This is a genomic window from Rubrivivax gelatinosus (genome assembly GCF_016583785.1).
In the GTDB taxonomy this organism is placed as follows: domain Bacteria; phylum Pseudomonadota; class Gammaproteobacteria; order Burkholderiales; family Burkholderiaceae_C; genus Rubrivivax; species Rubrivivax gelatinosus_B.
Genome location: NZ_NRRU01000018.1, coordinates 1 through 23,879, shown reverse-complemented (window position 1 = coordinate 23,879; position 23,879 = coordinate 1). Strand labels below are relative to the sequence as shown.

General features: G+C 69.4%; 26 protein-coding genes and 1 tRNA gene. 11 read left to right on the top strand and 16 right to left on the bottom strand.

Annotated features, from left to right (window positions below; genetic code table 11):
• Positions 1 to 44 precede the first annotated feature (44 nt).
• Positions 45 to 911 carry a UTP--glucose-1-phosphate uridylyltransferase GalU gene (galU, locus tag CKO43_RS06715; protein WP_200378214.1) on the top strand — a complete coding sequence of 289 codons (867 nt, stop codon included), beginning with the start codon at positions 45 to 47 and terminating at the stop codon, positions 909 to 911.
• A 13-nt stretch (positions 912 to 924) separates the two neighbouring features.
• Here galU and CKO43_RS06710 read toward each other — a convergent pair whose 3' ends face one another.
• Genes CKO43_RS06710 through cysM form a run of 3 tightly spaced genes read right to left on the bottom strand, consistent with a single transcriptional unit; the run spans position 925 to position 2,659 of the window.
• Positions 925 to 1,161: a sulfurtransferase TusA family protein gene (locus CKO43_RS06710; protein WP_430699132.1), complete on the bottom strand. Its 237-nt coding sequence runs from the start codon at positions 1,159 to 1,161 to the stop codon at positions 925 to 927.
• An 11-nt stretch (positions 1,162 to 1,172) separates the two neighbouring features.
• Positions 1,173 to 1,730, bottom strand: a complete 558-nt coding sequence (locus CKO43_RS06705; protein ID WP_200378213.1) for an NUDIX domain-containing protein — start codon at positions 1,728 to 1,730, stop codon at positions 1,173 to 1,175.
• Between the two features lie 8 nt (positions 1,731 to 1,738).
• On the bottom strand, positions 1,739 to 2,659 hold the full coding sequence (cysM, locus tag CKO43_RS06700) for a cysteine synthase CysM (protein WP_200226389.1): 921 nt from the start codon (positions 2,657 to 2,659) through the stop codon (positions 1,739 to 1,741).
• A gap of 109 nt (positions 2,660 to 2,768) precedes the next feature.
• Between cysM and CKO43_RS06695 the strand changes: the two genes are divergently transcribed.
• Positions 2,769 to 2,853: transfer RNA gene (locus CKO43_RS06695), tRNA-Leu, on the top strand.
• Positions 2,854 to 2,899: 46 nt separating this feature from the next.
• Positions 2,900 to 3,490, top strand: coding sequence for a rhomboid family intramembrane serine protease (locus tag CKO43_RS06690; protein WP_200226387.1), 591 nt, complete (start codon positions 2,900 to 2,902; stop codon positions 3,488 to 3,490).
• On the opposite strand, the gene CKO43_RS06685 is transcribed toward CKO43_RS06690, so the two are convergent.
• On the bottom strand, positions 3,487 to 4,374 hold the full coding sequence (locus tag CKO43_RS06685) for an NAD-dependent epimerase/dehydratase family protein (RefSeq protein WP_200226386.1): 888 nt from the start codon (positions 4,372 to 4,374) through the stop codon (positions 3,487 to 3,489). The two genes, CKO43_RS06690 and CKO43_RS06685, sit on opposite strands and share 4 nt — an antisense overlap.
• 33 nt (positions 4,375 to 4,407) lie before the next feature.
• Between CKO43_RS06685 and CKO43_RS06680 the strand changes: the two genes are divergently transcribed.
• Both CKO43_RS06680 and CKO43_RS06675 read left to right on the top strand, forming a co-directional pair.
• Positions 4,408 to 5,451, top strand: a complete 1,044-nt coding sequence (locus tag CKO43_RS06680) for a CDP-6-deoxy-delta-3,4-glucoseen reductase (RefSeq protein WP_200378212.1) — start codon at positions 4,408 to 4,410, stop codon at positions 5,449 to 5,451.
• Positions 5,451 to 6,422, top strand: coding sequence for a Bug family tripartite tricarboxylate transporter substrate binding protein (locus tag CKO43_RS06675; protein ID WP_200378211.1), 972 nt, complete (start codon positions 5,451 to 5,453; stop codon positions 6,420 to 6,422). The genes CKO43_RS06680 and CKO43_RS06675 overlap by 1 nt, the downstream gene beginning before the upstream one ends.
• Positions 6,423 to 6,488: 66 nt before the next feature.
• Here the strand turns inward: CKO43_RS06675 and CKO43_RS06670 are convergent, their stop codons facing one another.
• From CKO43_RS06670 to CKO43_RS06650, 5 genes are all read right to left on the bottom strand, one after another.
• Positions 6,489 to 7,202: an ABC transporter ATP-binding protein gene (locus CKO43_RS06670; protein ID WP_200226527.1), complete on the bottom strand. Its 714-nt coding sequence runs from the start codon at positions 7,200 to 7,202 to the stop codon at positions 6,489 to 6,491.
• 17 nt (positions 7,203 to 7,219) lie between these two features.
• Positions 7,220 to 7,990 (bottom strand): ABC transporter ATP-binding protein, encoded by a 771-nt coding sequence (locus tag CKO43_RS06665; protein WP_200226383.1) that lies wholly within the window; start codon positions 7,988 to 7,990, stop codon positions 7,220 to 7,222.
• A 15-nt stretch (positions 7,991 to 8,005) separates the two neighbouring features.
• Entirely contained in the window at positions 8,006 to 9,097 is a 1,092-nt protein-coding gene (locus CKO43_RS06660; RefSeq protein WP_200226382.1) for a branched-chain amino acid ABC transporter permease, read from the bottom strand.
• Positions 9,098 to 9,113: 16 nt separating this feature from the next.
• A complete protein-coding gene (locus CKO43_RS06655; RefSeq protein WP_200226380.1) occupies positions 9,114 to 10,037 on the bottom strand; it encodes a branched-chain amino acid ABC transporter permease in 924 nt (307 codons plus the stop codon).
• Between the two features lie 168 nt (positions 10,038 to 10,205).
• Positions 10,206 to 11,552, bottom strand: coding sequence for a replication-associated recombination protein A (locus CKO43_RS06650; protein ID WP_200378210.1), 1,347 nt, complete (start codon positions 11,550 to 11,552; stop codon positions 10,206 to 10,208).
• 140 nt (positions 11,553 to 11,692) lie between these two features.
• Here CKO43_RS06650 and CKO43_RS06645 point away from each other — a divergent pair, with 140 nt between their 5' ends.
• On the top strand, positions 11,693 to 12,211 hold the full coding sequence (locus CKO43_RS06645; RefSeq protein ID WP_200226378.1) for a chemotaxis protein CheW: 519 nt from the start codon (positions 11,693 to 11,695) through the stop codon (positions 12,209 to 12,211).
• 16 nt (positions 12,212 to 12,227) lie between these two features.
• Here CKO43_RS06645 and lolA read toward each other — a convergent pair whose 3' ends face one another.
• From lolA to CKO43_RS06630, 3 genes are read right to left on the bottom strand one after another with little or no spacing between them, the layout of a single operon-like run.
• Positions 12,228 to 12,836: an outer membrane lipoprotein chaperone LolA gene (gene lolA, locus CKO43_RS06640; RefSeq protein ID WP_200226377.1), complete on the bottom strand. Its 609-nt coding sequence runs from the start codon at positions 12,834 to 12,836 to the stop codon at positions 12,228 to 12,230.
• On the bottom strand, positions 12,833 to 15,154 hold the full coding sequence (locus CKO43_RS26205) for a DNA translocase FtsK (protein WP_200226376.1): 2,322 nt from the start codon (positions 15,152 to 15,154) through the stop codon (positions 12,833 to 12,835). Before CKO43_RS26205 ends, lolA begins: the two co-directional genes overlap by 4 nt.
• Positions 15,155 to 15,191: 37 nt before the next feature.
• Positions 15,192 to 15,860, bottom strand: a complete 669-nt coding sequence (locus tag CKO43_RS06630) for a cyclic nucleotide-binding domain-containing protein (protein WP_200226375.1) — start codon at positions 15,858 to 15,860, stop codon at positions 15,192 to 15,194.
• Between the two features lie 199 nt (positions 15,861 to 16,059).
• Between CKO43_RS06630 and trxB the strand changes: the two genes are divergently transcribed.
• The 3 genes from trxB (at position 16,060) to rpmG (ending at position 17,539) form a co-directional block, all read left to right on the top strand.
• On the top strand, positions 16,060 to 17,019 hold the full coding sequence (gene trxB, locus CKO43_RS06625; RefSeq protein ID WP_200226373.1) for a thioredoxin-disulfide reductase: 960 nt from the start codon (positions 16,060 to 16,062) through the stop codon (positions 17,017 to 17,019).
• 95 nt (positions 17,020 to 17,114) lie between these two features.
• Positions 17,115 to 17,348: a 50S ribosomal protein L28 gene (rpmB, locus tag CKO43_RS06620; protein WP_200226372.1), complete on the top strand. Its 234-nt coding sequence runs from the start codon at positions 17,115 to 17,117 to the stop codon at positions 17,346 to 17,348.
• A gap of 20 nt (positions 17,349 to 17,368) precedes the next feature.
• On the top strand, positions 17,369 to 17,539 hold the full coding sequence (gene rpmG / locus CKO43_RS06615) for a 50S ribosomal protein L33 (protein WP_009857054.1): 171 nt from the start codon (positions 17,369 to 17,371) through the stop codon (positions 17,537 to 17,539).
• A 172-nt stretch (positions 17,540 to 17,711) separates the two neighbouring features.
• On the opposite strand, the gene CKO43_RS06610 is transcribed toward rpmG, so the two are convergent.
• The 3 genes from CKO43_RS06610 to purN all read right to left on the bottom strand — a co-directional run bounded on the left by CKO43_RS06610 (position 17,712) and on the right by purN (position 21,042).
• On the bottom strand, positions 17,712 to 18,935 hold the full coding sequence (locus tag CKO43_RS06610) for a DesA family fatty acid desaturase (RefSeq protein WP_200226371.1): 1,224 nt from the start codon (positions 18,933 to 18,935) through the stop codon (positions 17,712 to 17,714).
• Between the two features lie 146 nt (positions 18,936 to 19,081).
• The gene (locus CKO43_RS06605) at positions 19,082 to 20,341 is read right to left on the bottom strand and encodes an RsmB/NOP family class I SAM-dependent RNA methyltransferase (protein WP_200378209.1); all 1,260 of its coding nucleotides are present in this window, start codon (positions 20,339 to 20,341) and stop codon (positions 19,082 to 19,084) included.
• Between the two features lie 71 nt (positions 20,342 to 20,412).
• On the bottom strand, positions 20,413 to 21,042 hold the full coding sequence (gene purN / locus CKO43_RS06600) for a phosphoribosylglycinamide formyltransferase (protein WP_200378208.1): 630 nt from the start codon (positions 21,040 to 21,042) through the stop codon (positions 20,413 to 20,415).
• Between the two features lie 73 nt (positions 21,043 to 21,115).
• Between purN and CKO43_RS06595 the strand changes: the two genes are divergently transcribed.
• Positions 21,116 to 22,324 (top strand): tryptophan--tRNA ligase, encoded by a 1,209-nt coding sequence (locus tag CKO43_RS06595; protein WP_200226368.1) that lies wholly within the window; start codon positions 21,116 to 21,118, stop codon positions 22,322 to 22,324.
• Positions 22,325 to 22,532: 208 nt separating this feature from the next.
• Positions 22,533 to 23,195 (top strand): alpha/beta hydrolase, encoded by a 663-nt coding sequence (locus tag CKO43_RS06590; protein ID WP_200378207.1) that lies wholly within the window; start codon positions 22,533 to 22,535, stop codon positions 23,193 to 23,195.
• 164 nt (positions 23,196 to 23,359) lie between these two features.
• Here the strand turns inward: CKO43_RS06590 and CKO43_RS06585 are convergent, their stop codons facing one another.
• A complete protein-coding gene (locus tag CKO43_RS06585) occupies positions 23,360 to 23,617 on the bottom strand; it encodes a hypothetical protein (RefSeq protein WP_242481078.1) in 258 nt (85 codons plus the stop codon).
• Between the last annotated feature and the right edge of the window lie 262 nt (positions 23,618 to 23,879).

Here is a 23,879-nt window from a genome sequence, read left to right as displayed (position 1 = left end):
CGCGTGCCACAATGAATTCGAATCAACCCATTCTATGTAACTAAATGTTGGTCCAAAAGGCAATATTCCCGGTCGCAGGTCTCGGCACTCGCTTCCTGCCGGCGACCAAGGCGCAGCCCAAGGAGATGCTGCCGGTCGTCGACAAGCCGCTGATCCAGTACGCCGTCGAGGAAGCCTACGCCGCCGGCGTGCGCGAGATGATCTTCGTCACCGGCCGCCACAAGCGCCCGATCGAAGACCATTTCGACATGACCTTCGAGCTCGAGGTCGCGCTCGAGCAGGCCCACAAGAAGGACCTGCTGGACGTCGTGCACAGCGTCAAGCCCGACGACATGGAGTGCATCTACGTGCGCCAGCCGCAGGCGCTGGGCCTGGGGCACGCGGTGCTGTGCGGCCGCCGCCTGGTCGGCAACGAACCGTTCGCAGTGCTGCTGGCCGACGACCTGATGGTCGGCGAGCCGCCGGTTCTCAAGCAGATGGTCGAGCAGTACGACGAGTGGCGCGCGTCCATCCTGGCAGTGCAGGAAGTGCCGGCCGAACAGACGCGGCGCTACGGCATCGTCGACGGCACCGTGATCAACGACCGCATCGTCGACGTCACCCGCATCGTCGAGAAACCGGCGCCCGAGGACGCACCGTCGCGCCTGGGTGTCGCCGGCCGCTACATCCTGACGCCGGGCGTGTTCCACGAGATCATGAGCCAGCCGCGTGGCGTCGGCGGCGAGATCCAGCTCACCGACGGCATCGCCAGCCTGCTGCGGCGTGAGAAGGTCTTCGCCTACCGCTACGAAGGCAAACGTTTCGACTGCGGCAGCAAGGAAGGTTTCCTGCAGGCCAACGTCGAACTCGCGCTCGCCCACCCGCAGCTGGGCCCGGGCTTCCGCGACTACCTGCGCAGCCTGGAGCTCTGAAGACCCGGCGGCCTCAGCGCCGCCGCAGCCAGTGCACGAACTCGGCGCCGTCGGCGTGCTGGTCGACGAGTTCGTTGCCGGTCTGGCGCGAGAAGGCCTGGAAGTCGCGCATCGAACCCGGGTCGGTCGCGACCACCTTCAGAACCTCGCCGCTGGTCATCAGGGCCAGCGCCTTCTTGGCCTTCAGGATGGGCAGCGGGCAGTTCAAGCCGCGGGTGTCGAGTTCCTTGTCGAAAGGCAGGGCGTCCATCGTGGCGGATTCTAGGCGGCGGGAGCCGCCGGCTCGCGCGGCGGCCAATCGATGAAGACCGGCTCGTGGCCGCGCGAACGCAGCCAGTCGGCCAGCGCGTAACCCGTCCCGGCCGGCCAGCAGCGCACTTCGGACGGTTCGAACAGCCGGTATTCGGCCAGTTCGGGCGACAGCCGGATCTCCCCGCGCGCCAGCGCATGCCAGGCGATGATGACCTGGTTCATGCGCTGAAAGTCGTAGACACCGACCAGGTCCAGGCTCTGCACTTCGAGGCCAGTCTCTTCGGCGACCTCGCGCCGGATGCCGTCCTGGGCGCTCTCGCCGGCTTCCATGAAACCGGTGATCAGCGCGAACAGGCGCCCGGACCAGGCGGCGTTGCGCGCCAGCAGCAGGCGCCCGCCGCGGTCGGCACATTCGACGATCGCCGCCAGCACCGGCGTCGGGTTGTTCCAATGCGTCCAGCCGCAGGCCGGGCAGCGGCGGCGGCTCTTGGGGCCGCCGTCCTCGTCCAGCGTCAGCCAGGCGAGCGCGCTGCCGCAGCGCAGGCAGAAACAGGCCTCTTCGTCCACGGCCGGGTTCAGGCGGGGAAGACGCCGGTGGACAGGTAGCGGTCGCCGCGGTCGCAGACGACGAAGACGATCGTCGCGTTCTCGACCGTGCGCGCGATCTGCAGCGCGACCCAGCAGGCGCCGGCCGCGGAGATGCCGGCGAACAGCCCTTCCTCGCGCGCCAGACGCCGCGCCATGTCCTCGGCGTCGGCCTGGCTGACGAGCACGGTCTCGTCGACGGCGCGCGGGTCGTAGATCTTGGGCATGTAGGCCTCGGGCCACTTGCGGATGCCGGGGATGCGCGAGCCTTCGGCCGGCTGCGCGCCGACGATGCGCACCGCCGGGTTGCGCTCCTTCAGATAGCGCGAGACGCCAGTGATCGTGCCGGTGGTGCCCATCGCGCTGACGAAATGGGTGATGCGCCCGCCGGTCTGCTCCCACAGTTCGGGGCCGGTGCTCTCGTAGTGCACGCGCGGGTTGTCGGCGTTGGCGAACTGGTCGAGGACCCTGCCCTTGCCGTCGCGCTGCAGGCGTTCGGCCAGGTCGCGGGCGTACTCCATGCCGCCGGAGCGCGGCGTCAGGATGAGTTCGGCGCCGAAGGCCTTCATCGTCTGCGCACGTTCGATCGACAGGTCCTCCGGCATGATCAGCACGAGGCGGTAGCCGCGGATCGCCGCGGCCATCGCCAGCGCGATGCCGGTGTTGCCCGAGGTCGCCTCGATCAGCGTGTCGCCGGGCTTGATCTCGCCACGCTCCTCGGCGCGGCGGATCATGCTGATCGCCGGGCGGTCCTTGACCGAGCCGGCGGGGTTGTTGCCTTCGAGCTTGCCGAGCACGAGGTTGCCGCGGGCGGCGTTGTCGGCGCCGGGCAGGCGCTGCAGGCGCACGAGCGGCGTGCGGCCGATCGTTTCCTCGAGTGTCGGGTAGGCCGGTGCGGCCGCTTGATCCATCGTCATCGCTCCTCGTACGGCATTGTGGCAGCGCCGGCAGGAGGCCGCGCGGAAGTCGCATGACATAATCGTTTGGACCTCCGGGCGTGCCTGACGGCCGTCCGTCACCGCCCGCGTGACGAAATCGGTAGACGTAGCGGATTCAAAATCCGCCGCCGCAAGGCGTGCCAGTTCGAGTCTGGCCGCGGGCACCATCCCTCCCGACAGCATTGCCGGGCTACCCGCGCCTCGGCCCGATCCATGCCGCCGCTTCCACCGGTCACCAAGACGCTGATGCTGATCTGCACGGCGGTCTTCTGCCTGCAGTTCTTCGTGCCCTTGACGCTGTGGTTCGCGCTCTGGCCGCCGGGCAGCGGGATGTTCTGGCCCTGGCAGCTCGTGACCTACGCCTTCCTGCACGGCGGGCTGTTCCACCTGTTCTTCAACATGCTGGGGCTGTGGATGTTCGGCGCCGAGCTCGAACGCCTGTGGGGCCAGCGCCGCTACCTGCAGTTCCTGCTCGCCGGCGCGCTGGCGGCGGCGGCGGCGCAGATGGCGATGACCGCGCTCACCGGCTCGAACAACCCGACGCTGGGCGCGTCGGGTGCGCTGTTCGCGCTGCTGCTGGCCTTCGGCATGCTGTTCCCGAACCGGCAGGTGATGCTGCTGATCCCGCCGATCCCGATGAAGGCGCGCACCTTCGTCATCGTCTTCGGCGCGCTCGAACTGCTGCTGGGTTTCATGGACCGCGGCGACATCGCCCACTTCGCCCACCTGGGCGGCATGGTCGGCGGCTTCCTGATGATCCGCTACTGGCGGCGCCAGCCGCCCTTCGGCAGCCGCCGGCGCTAGGGGGCCGGCCGCCAGGGGGCCAGACCCTCGACGACGCTCGGATAGCGCAGCACGAGACGCAGCTCGCGCTTGAGCCGCGTGTTCACCAGCCGGCGCGACTCGCCCATGAAGCTCAGCGTCATCGGCCCCAGCGTGCGCCGCGCCTCCTCGATCGACACACGCGGCGGCGGCGGCAGGCCGGCGAGACTGGCAACCAGTTCGTAGTACGCCCCCATCGTCAGCTCGGTGTCGTCGCAGACGTGGTAGCAGCGCTGCGGCGCGGCACGCATGAGCGCGGCGACGCAGGCGCGCGCCAGATCGTCGGCGTGGATATGGTTGGTGTAGGGGTCGTGCGGCGCCGCCAGCACCGGGCTGCCGCGGCGCACGCGCTCGCGCGGGTCGCCGCCGGCACGGTCGGCCGCGTAGATGCCGGGCACACGCAGGATGGCGACCCGCACGCCGTGACGCCGCCCATAACGCCTGATCTGCTGCTCGGCGTCGACGCGGCGACGGGCACGGTCGGTGGCCGGCGCGACGGCGCGCGTCTCGTCGAAACGCGCGCCACCGGCGTCGCCGTAGACGCCCGTGGTGCTGGCGTAGACCAGCGTGTGCACCCGGCCGGAACGCGCCAGCGCCTGCAGCAGCGCACGGGTGCGCGGGTCGTCGTCGCCCTGCCCCGGCGGCGGCGCCAGATGCAGCACCCTGTCGGCCAGGCCCGCGAGCCGGCCCAGCGTCGCCGGCCGGTCGAGGTCGCCGACCAGCGGCACGGCACCGAGCGCGCGCAAGGCCGCGCGCCGTTCGGGGGAAGAGGTCAGCGCCAGCACGCGCCAGCGGCCGCCGAGCTGCTCGAGCACGCGGACGCCGACATCGCCGCAGCCGACGATCAGCAAGGTGGGAGGGGGCACAATGGCGGGTTAGTTTACGTGCCGTCCGATGCCATGAGTTTCAGAGTCCAGGTCAACCCCGCCGGGGTCGAGTTCGAGGTCCAGCGCGACGAGACGGTGCTCGCGGCGGCCATCCGCCAGGGTGTGGGCCTGCCCTACGGCTGCCGCGACGGCGCCTGCGGCGCCTGCAAGTGCCGCCTGGTCGACGGCCGCGTCACCCACGGCGCGCACCAGCTGAAGGCGCTGTCGCCCGAGGACGAAGCCGCCGGGCTGATGCTGAGCTGCTGCGCGGTGCCGCTGACCGACTGCAGCATCGAGGCCCGCGGCGTGCCCGCGGCCGGCCAGTTCCCGGTGCTGAAGATGCCGGTGCGCGTGCTCACGATCGAACGCGCCGCGGCCGACGTCGCGGTGCTGAGGCTGCAGCTGCCGGCCAACCAGAACCTGCAGTACCGCGCCGGCCAGTACGTCGAGTTCATCCTGCGCGACGGCCTGCGCCGCGCCTACAGCATCGCCAACGCGCCGCAGCGCCTGGGCGAGCCGGCGGCGATCGAGCTGCACATCCGCCACATGCCCGGCGGCCGCTTCACCGACCACGTCTTCGGCGCGATGAAGGAGCGCGAGATCCTGCGCCTGGAAGGGCCGCTGGGCAGCTTCTTCCTGCGCACCGACAGCGCCAAGCCCATCGTGCTGCTGGCCAGCGGGACCGGGTTTGCGCCGGTGAAGGCGATCGTCGAGCAGATGCGCGACGAGAAGATCGAGCGCCCGGTGCTGCTGTACTGGGGCTGCCGCCGCCGCGCCGACCTGTACCGCCACGACTGGTGCCTGGAAGCCGCCGGCGCGCTGCCCCATCTGCGCTACGTGCCGGTGCTGTCCGAGCCCGCGGCCGAGGACGGCTGGAGTGGCCGCACCGGCTTCGTGCACCAGGCGGTGATGGCCGACTGGCCGGACCTGTCGGGCCACCAGGTCTATGCCTGCGGCACGCCGGCGATGGTCGAAGCCGCGCAGCGCGACTTCGTCGAACGCTGCGGCCTGCCGGCCGACGAGTTCTACGCCGACTCCTTCACCTCCGAGGCCGACAAACACGGCGCCGCCGCGTGATGCCGAGCCGCCGCCACCTGCTGGTCGCCGCCGCACTGGCTGCCGCCGGCGCCCAGGCCTTCGCCGCCGATTCGCGGCCGATCCGCCTGGTCGTGCCCTACCCGCCCGGCGGCCCGCTGGACACGATCGCGCGCGCGCTGGCCGAACGTGTCAAGGACAGCCTCGGTCTGGTCGTCGTCGAGAACAGACCCGGCGCCGGCGGCAACCTCGGCGCCGACATTGCCGCCAGGAGTGCGCCCGACGGCCACACCATCGTGATGGGCGCGGTTGCGACGCACGCGATCAACCCCTGGCTGTACGCCCGGATGCCTTACGACCCGATCCGCGACTTCACGCCGATCACGCTGGTGGCCCAGGTGCCCAACGTGCTGGTGATGAACGCGCAGACCGCGGCGCGGCTGAAGATCGCGACCCTCGCCGACCTCGTCGCCTACGCCAGGCGCAACCCGGGCAAGCTGAACTACGGCTCGGGCGGCAACGGCAGCGCCGGGCATCTGGCCGGCGAGATGTTCGAGGCCAGCGCCGGCCTGTTCATCGTGCACATCCCCTATGCCGGCGCGGCCCCGGCGCAGCTGGCGCTGCTGGGCGGCCAGGTCGACTTCAACTTCGACAACCTCGCCGCCGCCTCGGCCAACATCCGCAGCGGCCGGCTGAAGGCGCTGGCGGTGACGACGGCGCGGCGCTCGAGCGTGATGCCCGAGCTGCCGACGGCGATCGAGGCCGGCCTGCCCGGCTTCGACATCAGTACCTGGTTCGGCCTCTTCGGCCCGGCCGGGCTGCCGCGCGAGACCACGCTGCGCCTGAACAAGGCCTTCACCGACGCGCTCGCGACGCCCGAGCTGAAGGCGCGCATGGCGACGCTGATGGTCGAACCGGCGCCGACGACGCCCGAGCAGTTCGCTGGCTTCGTCAAGAGCGAGCTCGCCAAGTACCGCCAGGTCGTCAAGCTCGCGGGGGCGAAGATCGACTGACGCGCTGCCCGCCGAAACGACGAAGGGCCGCCCCTCGGGACGGCCCTTCGTTTTGCTGCCGGCGGTTTATTCGCCGAGGTAGGCGGCGCGCACCTTGGGGTCGTTCAGCAGCGCCTTGGCCTCGCCGGTCATCGTGACCTCGCCCGAGTCCATCACGTAGCCGCGGTCGGCCAGGCCGAGCGCGCGGCTGGCGTTCTGCTCGACCAGCAGCACCGTGGTGCCGCGGCTGTGGATGTCGTGCACGACCTCGAAGATCTTGTCGACCATGATCGGCGACAGCCCCATCGAGGGCTCGTCGAGCAGCAGCACCTTGGGCCGGGCCATCAGCGCGCGGCCCATCGCCAGCATCTGCTGTTCGCCGCCGGACATCGTGCCGGCGAGCTGGTTGCGGCGCTCCTTCAGACGAGGGAAAAGCGCGAACACCTTGTCGATGTCGGCGTCGATCTCCTTGTCGTTGCGGATGAACGCGCCCATCTGCAGGTTCTCGACGATGCTCATGCGGGTGAAGGTGCCACGACCTTCCGGGACCATCACCAGGCCCTGCTTGACCAGGTCCCAGGCGCCCTGGCCGCTGATGTTGCGGCCCAGGTACTCGATGGTGCCCTCGGCCACCGGCTGGGTGCCGGTGATCGCCTTCAGCGTCGTCGTCTTGCCGGCGCCGTTGGCGCCGATCAAGCTCACGAGTTCGCCTTCCTTGACCTCGAAACTCACACCCTTGACGGCCTGGATGCCGCCGTAGGCCACCTTCAGGCCGGTGACCTTCAACATCGTCGTCGTCATGTTCTGCGCGCCGCTCATCAATGGCCACCCGTGCCCAGATAGGCCTCGATGACCTTCTCGTTCTTCTGCACGTCGGCCGGTGTGCCTTCGGCGATCTGCTTGCCGTAGTCCAGCACCGTCACGCGGTCGCACAGCCCCATCACCAGCTTCACGTCGTGCTCGATCAGCAGGATCGTGCGGCCGTCGCGGCGGATGCGGTCGATCAGCTCGCGCAGCACGACCTTCTCGGTCGCGTTCATGCCGGCGGCCGGTTCGTCGAGCGCGATCAGCTTCGGGTCGGTCGCCAGGGCGCGCGCGATCTCGAGCCGGCGCTGGTCGCCGTAGGACAGCGTGCGCGCCTTGTAGTCGGCGTACTTGCCGATGCCGACGTACTCGAGCAGCTGGCGCGCGCGTTCGGTGATCTCGATCTCTTCGCGCTTGAAGCCACCGGTGCGCAGCACCGCGCCGATCAGCCCCGAATGGGTGCGCACGTGGCGCCCGACCATCACGTTCTCCAGCGCCGTCATCTCGGCGAAGAGGCGAATGTTCTGGAAGGTGCGCGCGATGCCGGCCTTGGCGACCAGGTGCACCGCACTCGGCTTGTAGGGCTGGCCGCCGAGCTCGAAGCTGCCGGCGTCGGGAATGTAGAGCCCGGTGATGACGTTGAAGAAGGTCGTCTTGCCGGCGCCGTTGGGGCCGATCAGGCCGTAGACCTGGCCCTTGCGGATCTCGATGCCGACATCCGACAGCGCCTGCAGACCACCGAAGCGCTTGGAGACGCCCTGAACCTTGAGAATCGTTTCCGACATGTCGCGTGCGTCCCTTCAGCGCATCAGCTTGGTGACCGGCCGCGGTGCGGCCTTGCCGTGTTCGGGCGAGGGCCACAGGCCGCGCGGGCGCAGCAACATGATGGAGATCATCGCGCTGGCGATCAGCAGCTGGCGCAGGATGGCTGCGTCCAGGCGCCCGCCGGTCATGTCCTGCAGCGGGCCGGCGACGTAGCGCAGCACCTCGGGCAGAGCCGCCAGCATCACCGCGCCGAGGATGACGCCGGGGATGTGGCCGAGACCGCCGAGCACGATCATCGCCACGATCATCACGCTCTCCTGCAGCGAGAACGACTCGGGCGAGACGAAGCCCTGGAAGGCCGCGAACATCGAACCCGAGACGCCGCCGAAGGTGGCGCCCATGCCGAAGGCCAGCAGCTTCATGTTGCGGGTGTTGATGCCCATCGCCTTGGCGGCGATCTCGTCCTCGCGGATGGCCATCCAGGCGCGGCCGATGCGCGAGCGCTCGAGCCGGTAGCAGATCAGCACGCTGAAGATGACGAGCGCGAGGAACAGGTAGTAGTACAGCGTGACCGACGGCAGCGCGAAGCCGCCGATGTAGTGGGTCTCGCCGAAGCTGAAGCCGAACAGGTTCATCGAGTCGATGCGGTCCAGCCCGCGCGGCCCGTTGGTGATGTTCAGCGGGTACTCCATGTTGTTCATGAAGACCCGGATGATCTCGCCGAAGCCCAGCGTGACGATCGCCAGGTAGTCGCCGCGCAGCTTGAGCACCGGGGTGCCGAGCAGCACGCCGGCCAGTGCGGCGAGGCCCGCCGCCAGCGGTATCACCGCCCAGATCGGCGTGTGCATCCCTCCCGGCAAGGCCCGAGCGATCCACTCGAAGTTCTCGGCCAGGTGCGGCGACGCCAGCAGCGCGTACATGTAGGCGCCGACGGCGTAGAAGGCGACGTAGCCCAGGTCGAGCAGGCCGGCGTAGCCGACGACGATGTTCAGGCCCAGCGCCAGCAGCACGTACAGCAGCGCCAGCGCCAGGATGCGGACCCAGCCCTGGCCGAACTGCTGCGCCAGGATCGGCAGCGCCAGCAGGGCCACCGCCGCGAGGAGGAAGAGGAAGAGCTTGTTCTTCATGGGAGCGGCCAGGACGTCAGGCGCGGTCTGCGACGCGTTCGCCGAGCAGGCCGGCGGGGCGCAGCGTGAGCACCAGGATCAGCGCGACGAAGGCGAAGATGTCGGCGTAATGGCTGCCGAGCACGCCGCCGGTGAGGTCACCGAGGTATCCCGCACCGATGGCCTCGACCAGCCCCAGCAGGATGCCGCCGACGACGGCACCGGCCAGGTTGCCGATGCCACCCAGCACCGCAGCGGTGAAGGCCTTGAGCCCCGGCAGGAAACCCATCGAGTGCTGCACCGTGCCGTAGTTGGCGGCCCACATCACGCCAGCGACGGCGGCCAGCGCCGCGCCGATGATGAAGGTGGCCGAGATCACCATGTCGGGGCGCACGCCCATCAGCGCGGCCACGCGCGGGTTCTCGGCGGTGGCGCGCATCGCGCGGCCGAGCTTGGTGCGGTTCACCAGGTACATCAGCGAGGCCAGGATCACCGCCGTCAGCCCCAGGATCAGGCACTGCGTGACGCTGATCACCGGGCCACCGAGGTCGATCGGGTCGGTCGGCAGCAGCAGCGGATAAGGCTTGGGGTTGGGCTTCCAGATGATCATCGCGATGGTCTGCAGCAGCAGACTCATGCCCATCGCGGTGATCAGCGGAGCCAGCCGCGGCGCGCTGCGCAGCGGCCTGTAGGCCAGCTTCTCGATCGTGAAGTTGAGCGCGGCGCAGACGATGATGGCCGCGATCAGCGATATCAGCATCATCAGCCAGCCGGGCAGGCCGGAGTCGGCCAGCAGCGTGACGACGGTCCAGCTCGTCAGCGCGCCCACCATCAACACCTCGCCGTGCGCGAAGTTGATCAGGTTGATGATGCCGTAGACCATCGTGTAGCCCAGTGCCACCAGCGCGTACATGCTGCCGAGCACCAGACCATTGATGATCTGCTGGAAGAAAGTTTCCATCGAAAGAAAGTCTCCGGGGTGAGCCGCGCGGGTGCTCCGCGCGCCGTGTCGTAGCTAGCAAGAAGCCGGCCGGATCGTTTCGAGTTGTATGTAAAGCAGGGCCCGACTCCCCGCTGGCACAAGCTGGTGGCCGCGCTTGGGGCGCGATTCTCGCCTGAAACGCAACTGTCACCGCGGCGTAGTCACCGCATCGTCGAGAGTGCGAAGTTCTGCTAGGCGTTCGGCGATGCGGGCCTCGAGCCCGCGCTTGACCGGTTCGTAGAAGCGCTGGCCGCCGAGCCCGTCGGGCAGGTAATGCTCGCCGGCGGCATAAGCTTCGGGCTCGTCATGGGCATAGCGGTAGCCCTCGCCGTGGCCGAGCGACTTCATCAGCTTGGTGGGTGCGTTGCGCAGGCGGTCCGGCACCGGCCGGCTGATGTCGCGGCGCACCAGGTCGCGCACCTGGTTCCACGCTTTGTATACCGCGTTCGACTTGGGCGCGATCGCCAGATAGACCACGGCCTCGGCCAGGGCCAGCTCGCCCTCGGGTGACCCCAGGCGCTCGTAGACCTCGGCCGCGTCCAGCGCCAGGCGCAGCGCACGCGGGTCGGCCAGGCCGATGTCCTCGGCCGCCATGCGCACGATGCGGCGCGCGGCATAACGCGGGTCGGCACCACCGTCGAGCAGGCGCGCGAGCCAGTAGATCGCGGCGTCGGGGTTCGAACCGCGCACCGACTTGTGCAGCGCCGAGATCGTGTCGTAGAACTGGTCGCCGCCCTTGTCGTAGCGGCGCAGCATCTCGCCCAGGGCACGCTCGAGCGTCGCCTCGTCGAACTCGGCGACATCGCCGGCGGTGGCGACCAGGTTCTCGTAGGCGTTGAGCAGGCGGCGCGCGTCGCCGTCGGCATGAGCCACCAGACGCAGCTGCGCGGCGGCGCTGAGCGGCGGCGCCTGCAGCAGCGTGCAGGCACGGTCCAGCAGCACTGTCAAGTCCTCGTCGCCGAGCGACTTCAGCACGTGCACGGTGGCGCGCGACAGCAGCGCCGAGTTGACCTCGAACGACGGGTTCTCGGTCGTCGCGCCGATGAAGGTGAACAGCCCCGACTCGACGTGCGGCAGGAAGGCGTCCTGCTGCGCCTTGTTGAAGCGGTGCACCTCGTCGACGAAGACGATGGTGGCGCGGCCGCGGCGGCGCGCGTCCTTGGCCTGCTCGACCGCGTCGCGGATGTCCTTGACGCCGGCGAGCACCGCCGACAGCACGATGAACTGCGCCTGCACCGAGCCGGCGACCAGCCGCGCCAGCGTCGTCTTGCCGACGCCGGGCGGGCCCCACAGGATCATCGACGGGATGCGGCCGCTCTCGAAGGCCACGCGCAAGGCGCGGCCCGGGCCCAGCAGGTGCTGCTGGCCGATGACCTCGGCCAGCGTCTGCGGGCGCAGGCGCTCGGCCAGCGGCACGCCTGCCAGCGGCGCGGCATCGGCCGGCACCGCGGGCGGCGGCGGGTCTTCGGCGAACAGGCTGTCCTGGGCGTCCATGGCCGATTGTCGCCGAGCCGGAATTGGGGCCGGTCGACAGCGTTTTTTGAGCTTTGACGCGCCGCCTGCCCGACCAGAATCGCCGCCACGGCCGCCGACCGCAGGCGGGACCGCGCAACAGAACCACGCAAGGAGCCCGCATGAGCACCGCCCTCGCCAGCCCTGCCGCCGCTCAGGCGGCCGCGATCGCCGCCGCGGCGCGCGAGTACCTCTCGTTCAAGCTCGGTGCCGAGGAATACGGCATCGACATCCTGAAGGTGCAGGAAATCCGCGGCTACGAGCCGCCGACCCGCATCGCCAACGCGCCGGTGTTCATCAAGGGCGTGGTCAACCTGCGCGGCGTGATCGTGCCGATCGTCGACCTGCGCGTGCGTTTCGGCCTGGCCGACGCCGAGTACAACAGCTTCACCGTCGTCATCATCCTGAACATCGGCGGGCGCACCGTCGGCATGGTGGTCGACTCGGTCAGCGACGTGCTCGAACTCGGCGGCGAGCAGATCAAGCCCTCGCCCGAGTTCAACGGCGCGATCGACGCGACCTACATCACCGGCCTGGGCACGCTGAAGTCGGGCGACGACGAACGCATGCTGATCCTGCTGGACATCGAGTCGCTGGTGCGCAGCCCCGACATGGGGCTGATGGACGCCGAGACCTTCTGAAAACCGGCCGCGCCGGCTACTGCTCGAGCACGTCGGCGCCGGCCGGCACCGTGAAGCGGAAGCGCTCGGCCGGCAGCGCGACGCCGGCCTCGAAGCGCGTGAAGTCCAGCCGCGAGCGCTGACCGAAACCGTCGACGATCTCGACGGCCGCCAGTTCGCTGCCGCGGAAACCCACCTTCATCGAGCGGAAGGCGCCGTCCTTGGTGCGCGGTGTCGCCTGAGCCCAGTCGAGCCCGCCCTGGCTGCCGGCGTCGCTGAGCGTGAAGTCGCCATCGAGCGAGCCGCCGGCCAGCAGCGCCGCCGGCGTCGCGCCCAGCGCCTGGGCGAGCTTGCGCGAACTCACCTGGTTCAGGTCGGGGTCGTAGATCCACACCTTCTGACCGTCGGCGACGATGGTCTGCTGGAAGGGTTTCTCGTAGCCGAAGCGGAAGCGGTCGGGGCGCAGGAACTCGAAGCGACCGCTGGAGGTTTTTTTCCTCGCGCCGTCGGGCGAGGTGACGGTCTGGGTAAATTCGGCACGGCCGCTCTTCACGTCGCGCACGAAGGCACGCAGCGTCTGCACGGCGTCGGCATGCGCTGCCGCGGCGGCCGCGACGAGCGCGGCGGCAATCAGGTACTTCTTCATTCTTCGCGTTTCGGGACCAGCAGGTCGCGGTTGCCGTTGTGGCCCATGGCCGAGACGATGCCGGACTTCTCCATCTGTTCCAGCAGGCGTGCGGCGCGGTTGTAGCCGATGCGCAGGTGGCGCTGAACGAGCGAGATCGACGCCCGCCGGTGCTGCAGCACGACCTGCACCGCCTGGTCGTACATCGAGTCGTCTTCGCCGCCGCCGCTGGGGCCGCCTTCGGGCATCGCGTCGGCGTCGCCTTCGAGCGTGCCGCCTTCGAGGATGCCTTCGACGTAGTTGGCCTCGCCCTGGGTCTTGAGGTATTCGACGACGCGGTGCACCTCGTCGTCGCTGACGAAGGCGCCGTGCACGCGCACCGGCATGCCGCTGCCCGGCGGCAGGTAGAGCATGTCGCCCTGCCCCAGCAGCGCCTCGGCGCCCATCTGGTCGAGGATGGTGCGGCTGTCGATCTTGCTCGAGACCTGGAACGACAGCCGCGTCGGGATGTTGGCCTTGATGAGGCCGGTGATGACGTCGACGCTGGGGCGCTGCGTCGCCAGGATCAGGTGGATGCCGGCGGCACGCGCCTTCTGCGCCAGGCGCGCGATCAGCTCCTCGATCTTCTTGCCGACGACCATCATCAGGTCGGCCAGTTCGTCGATGACGACGACCACGTGCGGCAGCCGCTCCAGCGGCTCGGGCTGCTCGGGCGTCAGGCTGAACGGGTTGCCCAGGCTCTCGCCCCGGGCCTGGGCTTCGGCGATCTTCTTGTTGTAGCCGGCGAGGTTGCGCACGCCCAGCTTGCTCATCAGCTTGTAGCGCCGCTCCATCTCGCCGACGCACCAGTTGAGCGCGTTGGCCGCCTGCTTCATGTCGGTGACGACCGGCGCCAGCAGGTGCGGGATGCCCTCGTAGACGCTCATCTCGAGCATCTTCGGGTCGATCAGGATGAGCCGCACGTCGCGCGCCTCGGCCTTGTAGAGCAGGCTGAGGATCATCGCGTTGATGCCCACCGACTTGCCCGAGCCGGTGGTGCCGGCGACCAGGCAGTGAGGCATCTTGGCCAGGTCGGCGACGACCGGGTTGCCGATGATGTCCTTGCCCAGGCCCATCGTCAGCAGCGAGGCGGCGTCGTGATAGATCTGCGAGCCCAGGATCTCGGCCAGGCGGATGGTCTGGCGGCGCGCGTTCGGCAGCTCCAGCGCCATGTAGTTCTTGCCCGGGATGACCTCGACGACGCGGATCGAGATCAGCGACAGCGAACGCGCCAGGTCGCGCGCGAGGTTGACGACCTGCGCACCCTTGACGCCGGTGGCCGGCTCGATCTCGTAGCGCGTGATCACAGGGCCCGGCGACGCGGCGACGACGCGCACCTCGACACCGAAGTCCTTGAGCTTCTTCTCGATCAGCCGGCTGGTCATCTCCAGCGACTCGGGCGTCACGCTCTCCTGGCGCCCGGGCGCGGCGTCGAGCAGGTCGACCTGCGGCAGCTTGGTGTCGGCGAGCTCGACGAACAGCGGCTTCTGGCGCTCCTTGGCGACACGTTCGGACTTGGGCACCTCGACGACCGGCGGCTCGATGACGATCGGCACGTGCTCCTCGACGATCTGGCGCTCGACCTCGACGACGTGTTCACGTTCGCGCGTCGCCTGCTCGCCGATGCGGCGGTCCTCGGCCTGCTCGCGCACCTCGGCGCGGCGTTCGCGCAGGCCTTCGACCCGTTCGCCGATCCTGTCCGCCAGCTTCAGCCACGAAAAACCCAGCGCCAGCGACATGCCGGCGACCAGCATCACGATCCAGAGCACGCCCGAGCCGGCGAAACCCAGCCAGCGCATCGACAGCGGGCCGAGCGCGTATCCGAGCACGCCGCCGGAATGCCCCGGCAGCAGCGCCTCCAGCCGGTACAGCCGCGTCCATTCGAGCGCGGCTGCGGACATCATCAGCAGCACGAAACCGAGCCAGAAGCTCCATGCCGGGCGCGGCGGCTCGGCCGGCGCGTCGTCACCCGAACGCAGCACCTGGGCCAGCGTCGCCAGCCAGACGCGCAGACCCACCGGCAGCAGCCACCAGGCCGAGAAGCCGAACAGGAAATAGGCGAGATCGGCAACCCAGGCGCCGAGCAGCCCGGCGCGGTTGTGCACCGGCTCGCCGCTGCCGGAAGTGGTGAAGGCGGGATCGGCCGGGTGGTAGGTCGCCAGCGCCAGCACCAGCAGCAGCCAGGCGACGGCTCCGAGGGCCAGCAGCGCCTGCTGGCGCCAGCGGGCCGGAGCTTCGATCGTGCGCGGCGAACGGGCCGCGGCCGTGCCGGCGCCCAGGGATCCGAGCGGGAACGTCATGCGGCCATTGTGGCCGATCGCCCCGACCCGAGGGGTGTCAGTCGGTCTGCAGCCGTTCCTTGATGATCACCGAGCCGTTCTCCTGGGTCTCGATGACGCCGCGGTCCTCCAGGTCCTTCATGACCCGGCTGACCATCTCGCGCGAGGCGCCGACGACCTTGGCCATGTCCTGGCGCGAGACCTTGTGGCGGATGATTTTCGTGCCCTTGTCGTCCTCGGCCATGTCGAGCAGCGTGCGCGCGACGCGGCCGTAGACGTCCAGCAGCGCCAGCGACTCGATCTGGCGGTCGGCGTTGCGCAGCCGGCGCACCAGGCCGCGCAGGATGGCGTAGGCCAGCGTCGAGCCTTCGGGCAGGCAGCGCGCGAAGTCGGCACGCTGCAGCACCAGCATGTCGGTCTGGATCTCGGCACGCACGGTGGCCGAGTGCGGCTCGCCGTCGATCAGGCTCATCTCGCCGACATAGTCGCCGGACTCCAGCACCGCGAGGATGACCTCGCGGCCGCGCGTGTCCGACGTGAGCACGCGGGCCCGGCCATTGAGCAGGATGAACAGCGCATTGCTCTTGCGCCCCTGTTCGACGACCAGTTCACCGCGGCGGAAGCGGCGCTTGACGACGCTGTCGGCGATCGCCTGGGCCTGTTCGGCCGTCAGCATCGAGAACAACGGCACGCGCCGGATCAGATCCAGATTCGACAGCATCGACACGACGGGAACCTCCTCTGGTAGTTCTGCGCCGCACGGCGCGGTGCGTAGGCGGCGATAAGAAATGATCTATTGTGCCCATTGAGCGCGCACGGCTGCGGCCGAGCCTCCGGGGCGCTATCCTCCGGCGTCGGATCGGCGCGACGTTAGGCGCCCACGCGAGCAGGGGTCTTGCACCCCGCAGCGACATTCTCGAACTCCCATGACCCAGACCAACACCCACGCCCGCGTGCTGATCCTCGGCTCCGGCCCGGCAGGCTACACCGCCGCGATCTACGCCGCCCGCGCCAACCTCGAGCCCTTGCTCGTCACCGGCATCGCCCAGGGCGGCCAGCTGATGACGACGACCGAGGTCGACAACTGGCCCGCCGACGTCAACGGCGTCATGGGCCCCGACCTGATGCAGCGCTTCCAGCAGCACGCCGAGCGCTTCAACACCAAGATGGTGTTCGACCACATCAACGCGGTCGACTTCTCCAGGCGCCCGTTCGTGCTCACCGGCGACTCCGGCAGCTACAGCTGCGACACACTGATCGTCGCCACCGGCGCCAGCGCCAAGTACCTGGGCCTGCCCAGCGAGCAGGCCTTCATGGGCCGCGGCGTCAGCGGCTGCGCCACCTGCGACGGCTTCTTCTACCGCGACCAGGCGGTCGGCGTCGTCGGCGGCGGCAACACCGCGGTCGAGGAGGCGCTGTACCTGTCGAACATCGCGAGCACCGTGCACCTGATCCACCGCCGCGACAAGTTCCGCGCCGAGCCGATCATGGTCGACAAGCTGATGGCCAAGGTGCAGGCCGGCAAGATCGTGCTGCACCTGTGGCAGACGCTGGACGAGGTGCTGGGCGACGCCAGCGGCGTCACCGGCGTGCGCCTGAAGTCGACCCAGGACGGCTCGACCGAGGACCTGAAGGTCAACGGCTGCTTCATCGCCATCGGCCACCAACCCAACACCGACATCTTCAAGGGCCAGCTCGAGATGAAGGACGGCTACGTGCTGACCAAGGGCGGCGCTGAGGGTTTCGCGACCATGACCAGCGTTCCCGGCGTCTTCGCCGCGGGCGACGTGCAGGACCATGTCTACCGCCAGGCGATCACCAGCGCAGGCACCGGTTGCATGGCCGCACTCGATGCACAGCGGTACCTGGAGCAATCTGGGCTATAATTTTCGGCTTTGCTGCCTTTGATGGCCCGGGTCCGCTGGGACCTCGGTATCTTTCGCAGGCGGCCATCACCCTCGAACCTTTCCGGAGAAGCGTCATGGCACGCGTCTGTCAAGTCACGGGCAAGCGCCCGATGGTGGGAAACAATGTTTCCCATGCGAACAACAAAACGAAGCGGCGCTTCCTGCCCAACCTGCACTACCGCCGCTTCTGGATCGAAAGCGAAAACCGCTGGCTGCGCCTTCGCGTGTCCAATGCGGCTCTGCGCCTGATCGACAAGAAGGGCATCGAGCAGGTCGTCGCCGACCTGCGTGCCCGCGGCGAAATCTGACAGCCCGTTAGGAGATCGATATGGCCAGCAAAGGCGGACGCGAAAAGATCAAGCTGGAGTCCACGGCGGGCACCGGCCACTTCTACACCACGAGCAAGAACAAGAAGACGACGCCCGAAAAGCTCGAATTCCTGAAGTTCGACCCGAAGGCTCGCAAGCACGTCCTGTACAAGGAAGTGAAGCTGAAGTGATCGTCGGCCGCCCGCAAGGCGGCCACGCACGATTGACACGGGGCCCGCGGGCCCCGTTGCCATTTGTGCCGCGGGCTCGGCAGCCCGATCGCAAGCCGGCACACGGCAGAAAGACAAACGGGGCCCATCGAGGCCCCGTTCTTCGTGCTCGGCCCGCGGGCCGCAGCCGTTCTCAGATGCGCGCCGCGCGCAGCTTCAGCGAGAAGTCGTGCAGTGCAGCGATGCCGCTGCCCTCGGCCCGCCGGCACCAGGCCTGCAGGTCGACGACGAGCTGTTCGGCCGAGACGTTGGTGCGTGTCCACAGCGCACGCAGCTCCTCGCGCATCGCCACCAGCTGAGCCAGCTTCGGGCTCTCGCTCAGGGCATCGGCCAGGCGCGTCTTCACGCCGCTCGGGATCTTGTCTTCATCGCGGTGCAGCCAGGCCTTGGCCAGCACCAGATCGCGCCAGTGCGCACTGTTCTGGGCACCTTGTTCCTTCAGGCGCGCCAGCTCGCCGCGCACCGCGCGCCGCATCTCGACCGCGTACTTGGCCATCACCTCGTAGCGGTTGGCGATGACGGCTTCCAGCGTCTGGCTGTCGGCCACCGGCCTGACCGCGCCCAGCGCCAGCCGCGGCGGCGTCTTGCGCACCCGGGCCAGGCCGATGCTCTCGAGCGCGCGGATGTAGACCCAGCCGATGTCGAACTCGTAGCGCTTGACCGAGAACTTGGCCGAGGTCGGATAGGTGTGGTGGTTGTTGTGCAGCTCCTCGCCGCCGATGACGATGCCCCAGGGCGAGATGTTGGTCGAAGCGTCGGCCGCCTCGAAGTTGCGGTAGCCCCAGTAGTGGCCCAGGCCGTTGATGATGCCGGCCGCGTTGATCGGGATCCAGGCCATCTGCACCGCCCAGACCGTCGCGCCGATGGCACCGAACAGCGCCATGTTGACGATCAGCATCAGCGCCACGCCCTGCCAGCTGAAGCGGCTGTAGAGATGGCGCTCGATCCAGTCGTCCGGCGTGCCGTGGCCGTACTTGGACAGCGTCTCGCCGACCTTGGCCTCGGCGCGGTAGAGCTCGCTGCCGGTCAGCAGCACCGTCTTGATGCCGCGTGTCACCGGGCTGTGCGGGTCGTCGACGGTCTCGCATTTCGCGTGGTGCTTGCGGTGGATGGCGACCCATTCCTTGGTCACCATGCCGGTCGTCAGCCACAGCCAGAAGCGGAAGAAGTGCGAGACCACCGGATGCAGGTCCAGCGAACGGTGCGCCTGCGACCGGTGCAGATAGATCGTCACCGCCGCGATCGTGATGTGCGTGAACACCAGCGCGGTGAGCAGGATCTGCCACCACGACGCGTCGAGCAGCCCGTTGGAAAGCCACTCGACCAGGCCGTCGTGCAGTGTCGTCAGGTAAATCATCCGGTTCACTAGCCTTGCGTTACATCAACAACCCCGATTGTAGGGGCCGTGATTTCGCAAGGTCTTTGCGAATCGACCGGGATTTCAGGCGCGACTTGTGAGATCCGCCACCGCCAGAGCGCTGCGCGACGAATGCCGGAAGAGCTTCAGCGGCGCTGCCAGACGGCAGCGAAGAAACCGTCGGTGCCATGCCGGTGCGGCCACAGCCGCAGGCATTCGGCGCTCACCAGTTCGTCGGCGCGTTCGACTCCCTGCTCGCGCATCAGCTCGGCCGGTGAGAGGCGCACGAAGTCGCGGCCATGTTCGGCGTCGAATGCGGCGACGACTTCCTCGTTCTCGGCGTTCAGCAGGCTGCAGGTCGCGTAGACCAGGCGGCCGCCGGACTTGGGCAGGCGTGCCGCGCTGGCGAGGATGGCCTGCTGCTTGGCCTGCAGTTCCTGCACCGCCTTGGGCGACTGGCGCCACTTCAGGTCGGGGTTGCGGCGCAGCGTGCCCAGGCCCGAGCACGGCGCGTCGATCAGCACGCGGTCGATCTTGCCGGCCAGGCGCTTGACGCGTTCGTCGCGTTCGTGCGCGATCTGCGCCGGGTAGACGTTGGACAGCCCGCTGCGCGCCAGCCGCGGCTTCAGGTTGTCCAGGCGGTGGCCGGAGACGTCGAAGGCATAGAGCCGGCCGGTGTTGCGCATCATCGCGCCCAGCGCCAGCGTCTTGCCGCCGGCGCCGGCGCAGAAGTCGACGACCATCTCGCCGCGTTTGGCACCGGTGAGCAGCGCCAGCAGCTGGCTGCCTTCGTCCTGGACCTCGATGCTGCCGCCGGTGAAGAGCTCGAGCTTGTTCAGCGCCGGCTTGCCGTCGACACGCAGGCCCCAGGGCGAAAACGGCGTCGGCTCGGCCTTGATGCCGGCGTCGGCCAGCGCCTTCAGCACGTCCTCGCGTTTGGCCTTCAGCGCGTTGACGCGCAGGTCCAGCGGCGCACCGGCGTCCAGTGCCTGCACCAGCGGCCAGAACTCCTCGCCCAGTTGCGCCTGCAGCGCCCCGGCCAGCCAGTCGGGCAGGTTGTGGCGCAGCTTCTCGCCCAGCGTCGTGCGGTCGACCGTCTTCACCTGGGCCAGCCACTGCTGTTCGTGCGGGCCGAGGGCGCCGCGCAGGAAGCTGTCGCTGCCCTGCCAGGCGAGGATGGCCAGGCGGCGTTCGAGCGCGCCGCTGCCGCTTTGTGCCAGGTGCGCGAGCAGCAGGCGCTGACGCAGCACGGCGTAGGCGGTTTCGGCCATCGCATGGCGTTCGCGGTTGCCGAGCGCGCGGTGCTGGCGGAAGAACGCGGAAACGACGGCGTCGGCCGGCTGGTCCAGGCGCAGCACGCTGCGCAGCAGATCGGTGGCGAGGTCGAGCAGGGCGTTCGGATGCATAGGGGCGCGATTATCCCGTGAGCGCGCACCGCGCCCCGAGTCGGGGCGTGCACGCACCGGCCGGGGCCGCCTCAGACGAGCAGTTGTGCCTGGCCGTCGCGCTGGTGCACGACGCCGTTTTCGACGCTGAGCGCACCTTCGACGAACCAGCGCACCGCCTGCGGGTAGATGACGTGTTCGGCGGCGAGCACACGCTCGGCCAGCGCCGCCTCGTCGTCACCCGGCAGCACCGGCACCACGGCCTGCATCACGATCGGGCCGTGGTCGAGTTCGGGCGTCACGAAGTGCACGGTGGCGCCGGCGGCCTTGCAGCCGGCTTCGAGCGCGCGCCGGTGCGTGTGCAGCCCCGGGAAGGCCGGCAGCAGCGACGGATGCACGTTGAGCAAAAGCCCGGCGTAGCGGCGCACGAAGGCGTCGCCGAGGATGCGCATGAACCCGGCGAGCACGATCAGCTCGGGCTCGTGGCGGTCGATCTCGGCAGCCAGCGCGGCGTCGAAGGCCTCGCGCTCGCCGGCGAAGGCGCGGTGGTCGACCACCGCCGTCGGCACGCCGTGCGCGGCGGCGAAGGCCAGTCCCGATGCGTCCGGCCGATTGGACACGACGGCTGCGACACGCGCCGGCCAGCCCTCGGCGGCACAGCGCTGGACGATCGCCTCCATGTTCGAGCCGCGGCCGGAGATCAGGATGACGATGCGTTTCATGGGCCGCGCAGTGTAGCGATCGGGCCACGACGACCTGAGACAATCGACGCTTTCGTTGTCCCGGCAAAACTCCATGCGACCCCGCGTTCTTTCGGGCATGCGCCCGACCGGCTCCCTGCACCTCGGCCACTACCACGGCGCCCTGAAGAACTGGGTGCGGCTGCAGGACCAGTACGACTGCTTCTTCTTCGTCGCCGACTGGCACGCGCTGACCACGCACTACGAAGAGCGCGACGTCATCGAGAAGAACGTCTACGAGATGGTGATCGACTGGCTCGCCGCCGGCCTGGACCCGGAGAAGAGCACGATCTTCATCCAGAGCCGCCTGCCCGAGCACGCCGAGCTGTTCACGCTGCTGGCGATGGGCACGCCGCTGGGCTGGCTCGAGCGCGTGCCGACCTACAAGGACCAGATCGAGAAGCTCAAGGACCGCGACCTCGCGACCTACGGCTTCCTCGGCTATCCGCTGCTGCAGGCGGCCGACATCCTGATCTACAAGGCCGCCTACGTGCCGGTCGGCGAGGACCAGGCCTCGCACGTCGAGCTGACGCGCGAAGTCGCGCGCCGCTTCAACAGCCTGTACGGCCGCGCGCCCGACTTCACCGAGCAGGTGGCGGCGGCGCTGGCCAAGCTGCCCAAGGACGACCAGCGCTACTTCGAGAAGCAGCGCAAGGCCTTCGGCGAGACCGGTGCCGCCGAGGCGCTGGCCAAGGGCGAAGGCATCCTGAAGAAGGCCGCCGCCAGCGTCGAAGGCTGGACGGCGCACGACGGCGAACTGCTCGCCGGCCACCTGAAGGGCAGTGGCAAGACCATCCTCGTCGAGCCGCAGGCGCTGTACACCGAGAACGCGCGCCTGCCCGGCCTGGACGGCGCGAAGATGAGCAAGAGCTACGGCAACGCGGTGCTGATGCGCGACGAGCCGGACACGGTCGCGAAGAAGATCCGCGGCATGGTCACCGACCCGGCGCGTGTGCGCCGCACCGACCCGGGAACGCCCGAGAAGTGCCCCGTCTGGGCCCTGCACCAGGTCTACAGCGACGCGGCGACCCAGGACTGGGTCTGCAAGGGCTGCACGACGGCCGGCATCGGCTGCCTGGAGTGCAAGCAGCCGGTGATCGACGCCATCGTCACCGAGCAGAAGCCCTGGTTCGAACGCGCCGCCGCCTTCACCGCCAACCCCAAGCAGGTGCACTGGATCGTCGAGATGGGCACCGAGCGCGCACGCACGGTGGCGCGGCAGACGATGAAGGACGTGCGCGAGGCGATGGGCATTTCGTATTGACCCCCCCGGAGCGCTCGCGCGCTCCCCCCCAGGGGGGCGACGCCAGTGGACCGGCAGAGCCGGATCCACGGAGTCTGCTGGGGGTGCTGTGGGCATGCAAGCAGGGGCGCGTGGTGCCTGCTCTGGCGCCCAGGTCGCCGACTGAGTAGGCGGCGAAGGCTCACCGCGGCACACGATGCCGGCGGACTGGACTGACCGAGGAGACACGATGGTGCTGCAGACGATCGAACTCGACCCGGGCGTGACGCCGGCGGCCACGGTGATCGTGCTGCACGGGCTCGGGGCCGACGGAACCGACTTCCTGGCGATGGCAGACGAACTGCACCTGGATGCGGTCGGCCCGGTGCGCTGGGTGCTGCCGCGGGCGCCGGTGCGGCCGGTGACGATCAACGGCGGCTACCGCATGCGGGCCTGGTACGACATCCTCGTCACCGACCTGCAGCGGCGCGAGGACGAGGCCGGGCTGCGCGAGTCTTTCGCCGCGGTGCTGGCGCTGATCGACCGTGAGATCGCGCGCGGCACGCCGGCTTCGCGCATCGTGCTCGCCGGCTTTTCGCAAGGCTGCGCGGTGACGCTTGGTGCCGGCTTGCGCTCGCCGCACCGCCTGGCCGGGCTGGCGGGGCTCTCGGGTTACCTGCCGCTGCCCGAGACGAGCGCGGCCGAGCGCCATCCGGCCAGCGCCGGCGTGCCGGTGTTCATGGCCCATGGGCGCGACGACGGCGTCGTGCCGATCGCCCGCGGGCTGGCGGCACGCGATGCCTTGCAGCGCCAAGGCATCGACGTCGAATGGCACGAGTACCCGATGGAGCACTCGGTCTGCCTCGAGGAACTGCAGGCGCTCGAACGCTGGCTGATCGAGCGGCTCGGCTGAGGCGCGCTGCGGCCACCCCCAGGTGGCCCCGACTGCGGCGACGCCCTCTGTCCAGGGAGCGAAGGCGGCAACCGGTGTACTTCGTGGTCGAACGAAAGCACATCGTGACCGGCCTGGCCGCCAACTGGCGGCGCCGTGCGGCCTGATGGCGGGTGCCGGTTGCATCAGCCGAACCAGCCCTGCAGGAACCAGCCTTCGACCGCCTCGTCGTCGGGCAGCCGGGCGCGGTAGATCCAGACCAGTGCGCCGTCCTCGGCCTGGGCGACGAAATAGTCGCGCGCCGCCAGCGCCCCGTCCCACCAGCCCGACTCGATGCGTTCCGGCCCGGCGAGCACACGCAGCGCCCGGCCCTGCCACAGCGGGCGCTCGCCGCGTTCGGCCAGCGGCTGGGGCGCGGCCAGCAGCCAGACCGGCCGACGCACCGCCGCACGCCGGCTGCGGGCACCCGGCGTGACGAAGGCGGCGCGCGCCAGCAGCGCAGCCGTGAAGGCGGCCGCGGCCTGTTCGGCAGCCGGGTCGGGCGCGCCGGGTGCCGCTGCGGCACCGGCACGGGCACGGGCGGCTGACGCACGGCCACCGCCACGGACCCCAGCACCGCCACGGACCCCAGCACCGCCACGGACCCCAGCACCAGCACCAGCACCAGCACCAGCACCAGCACCAGCACCAGCACCAGCACCAGCA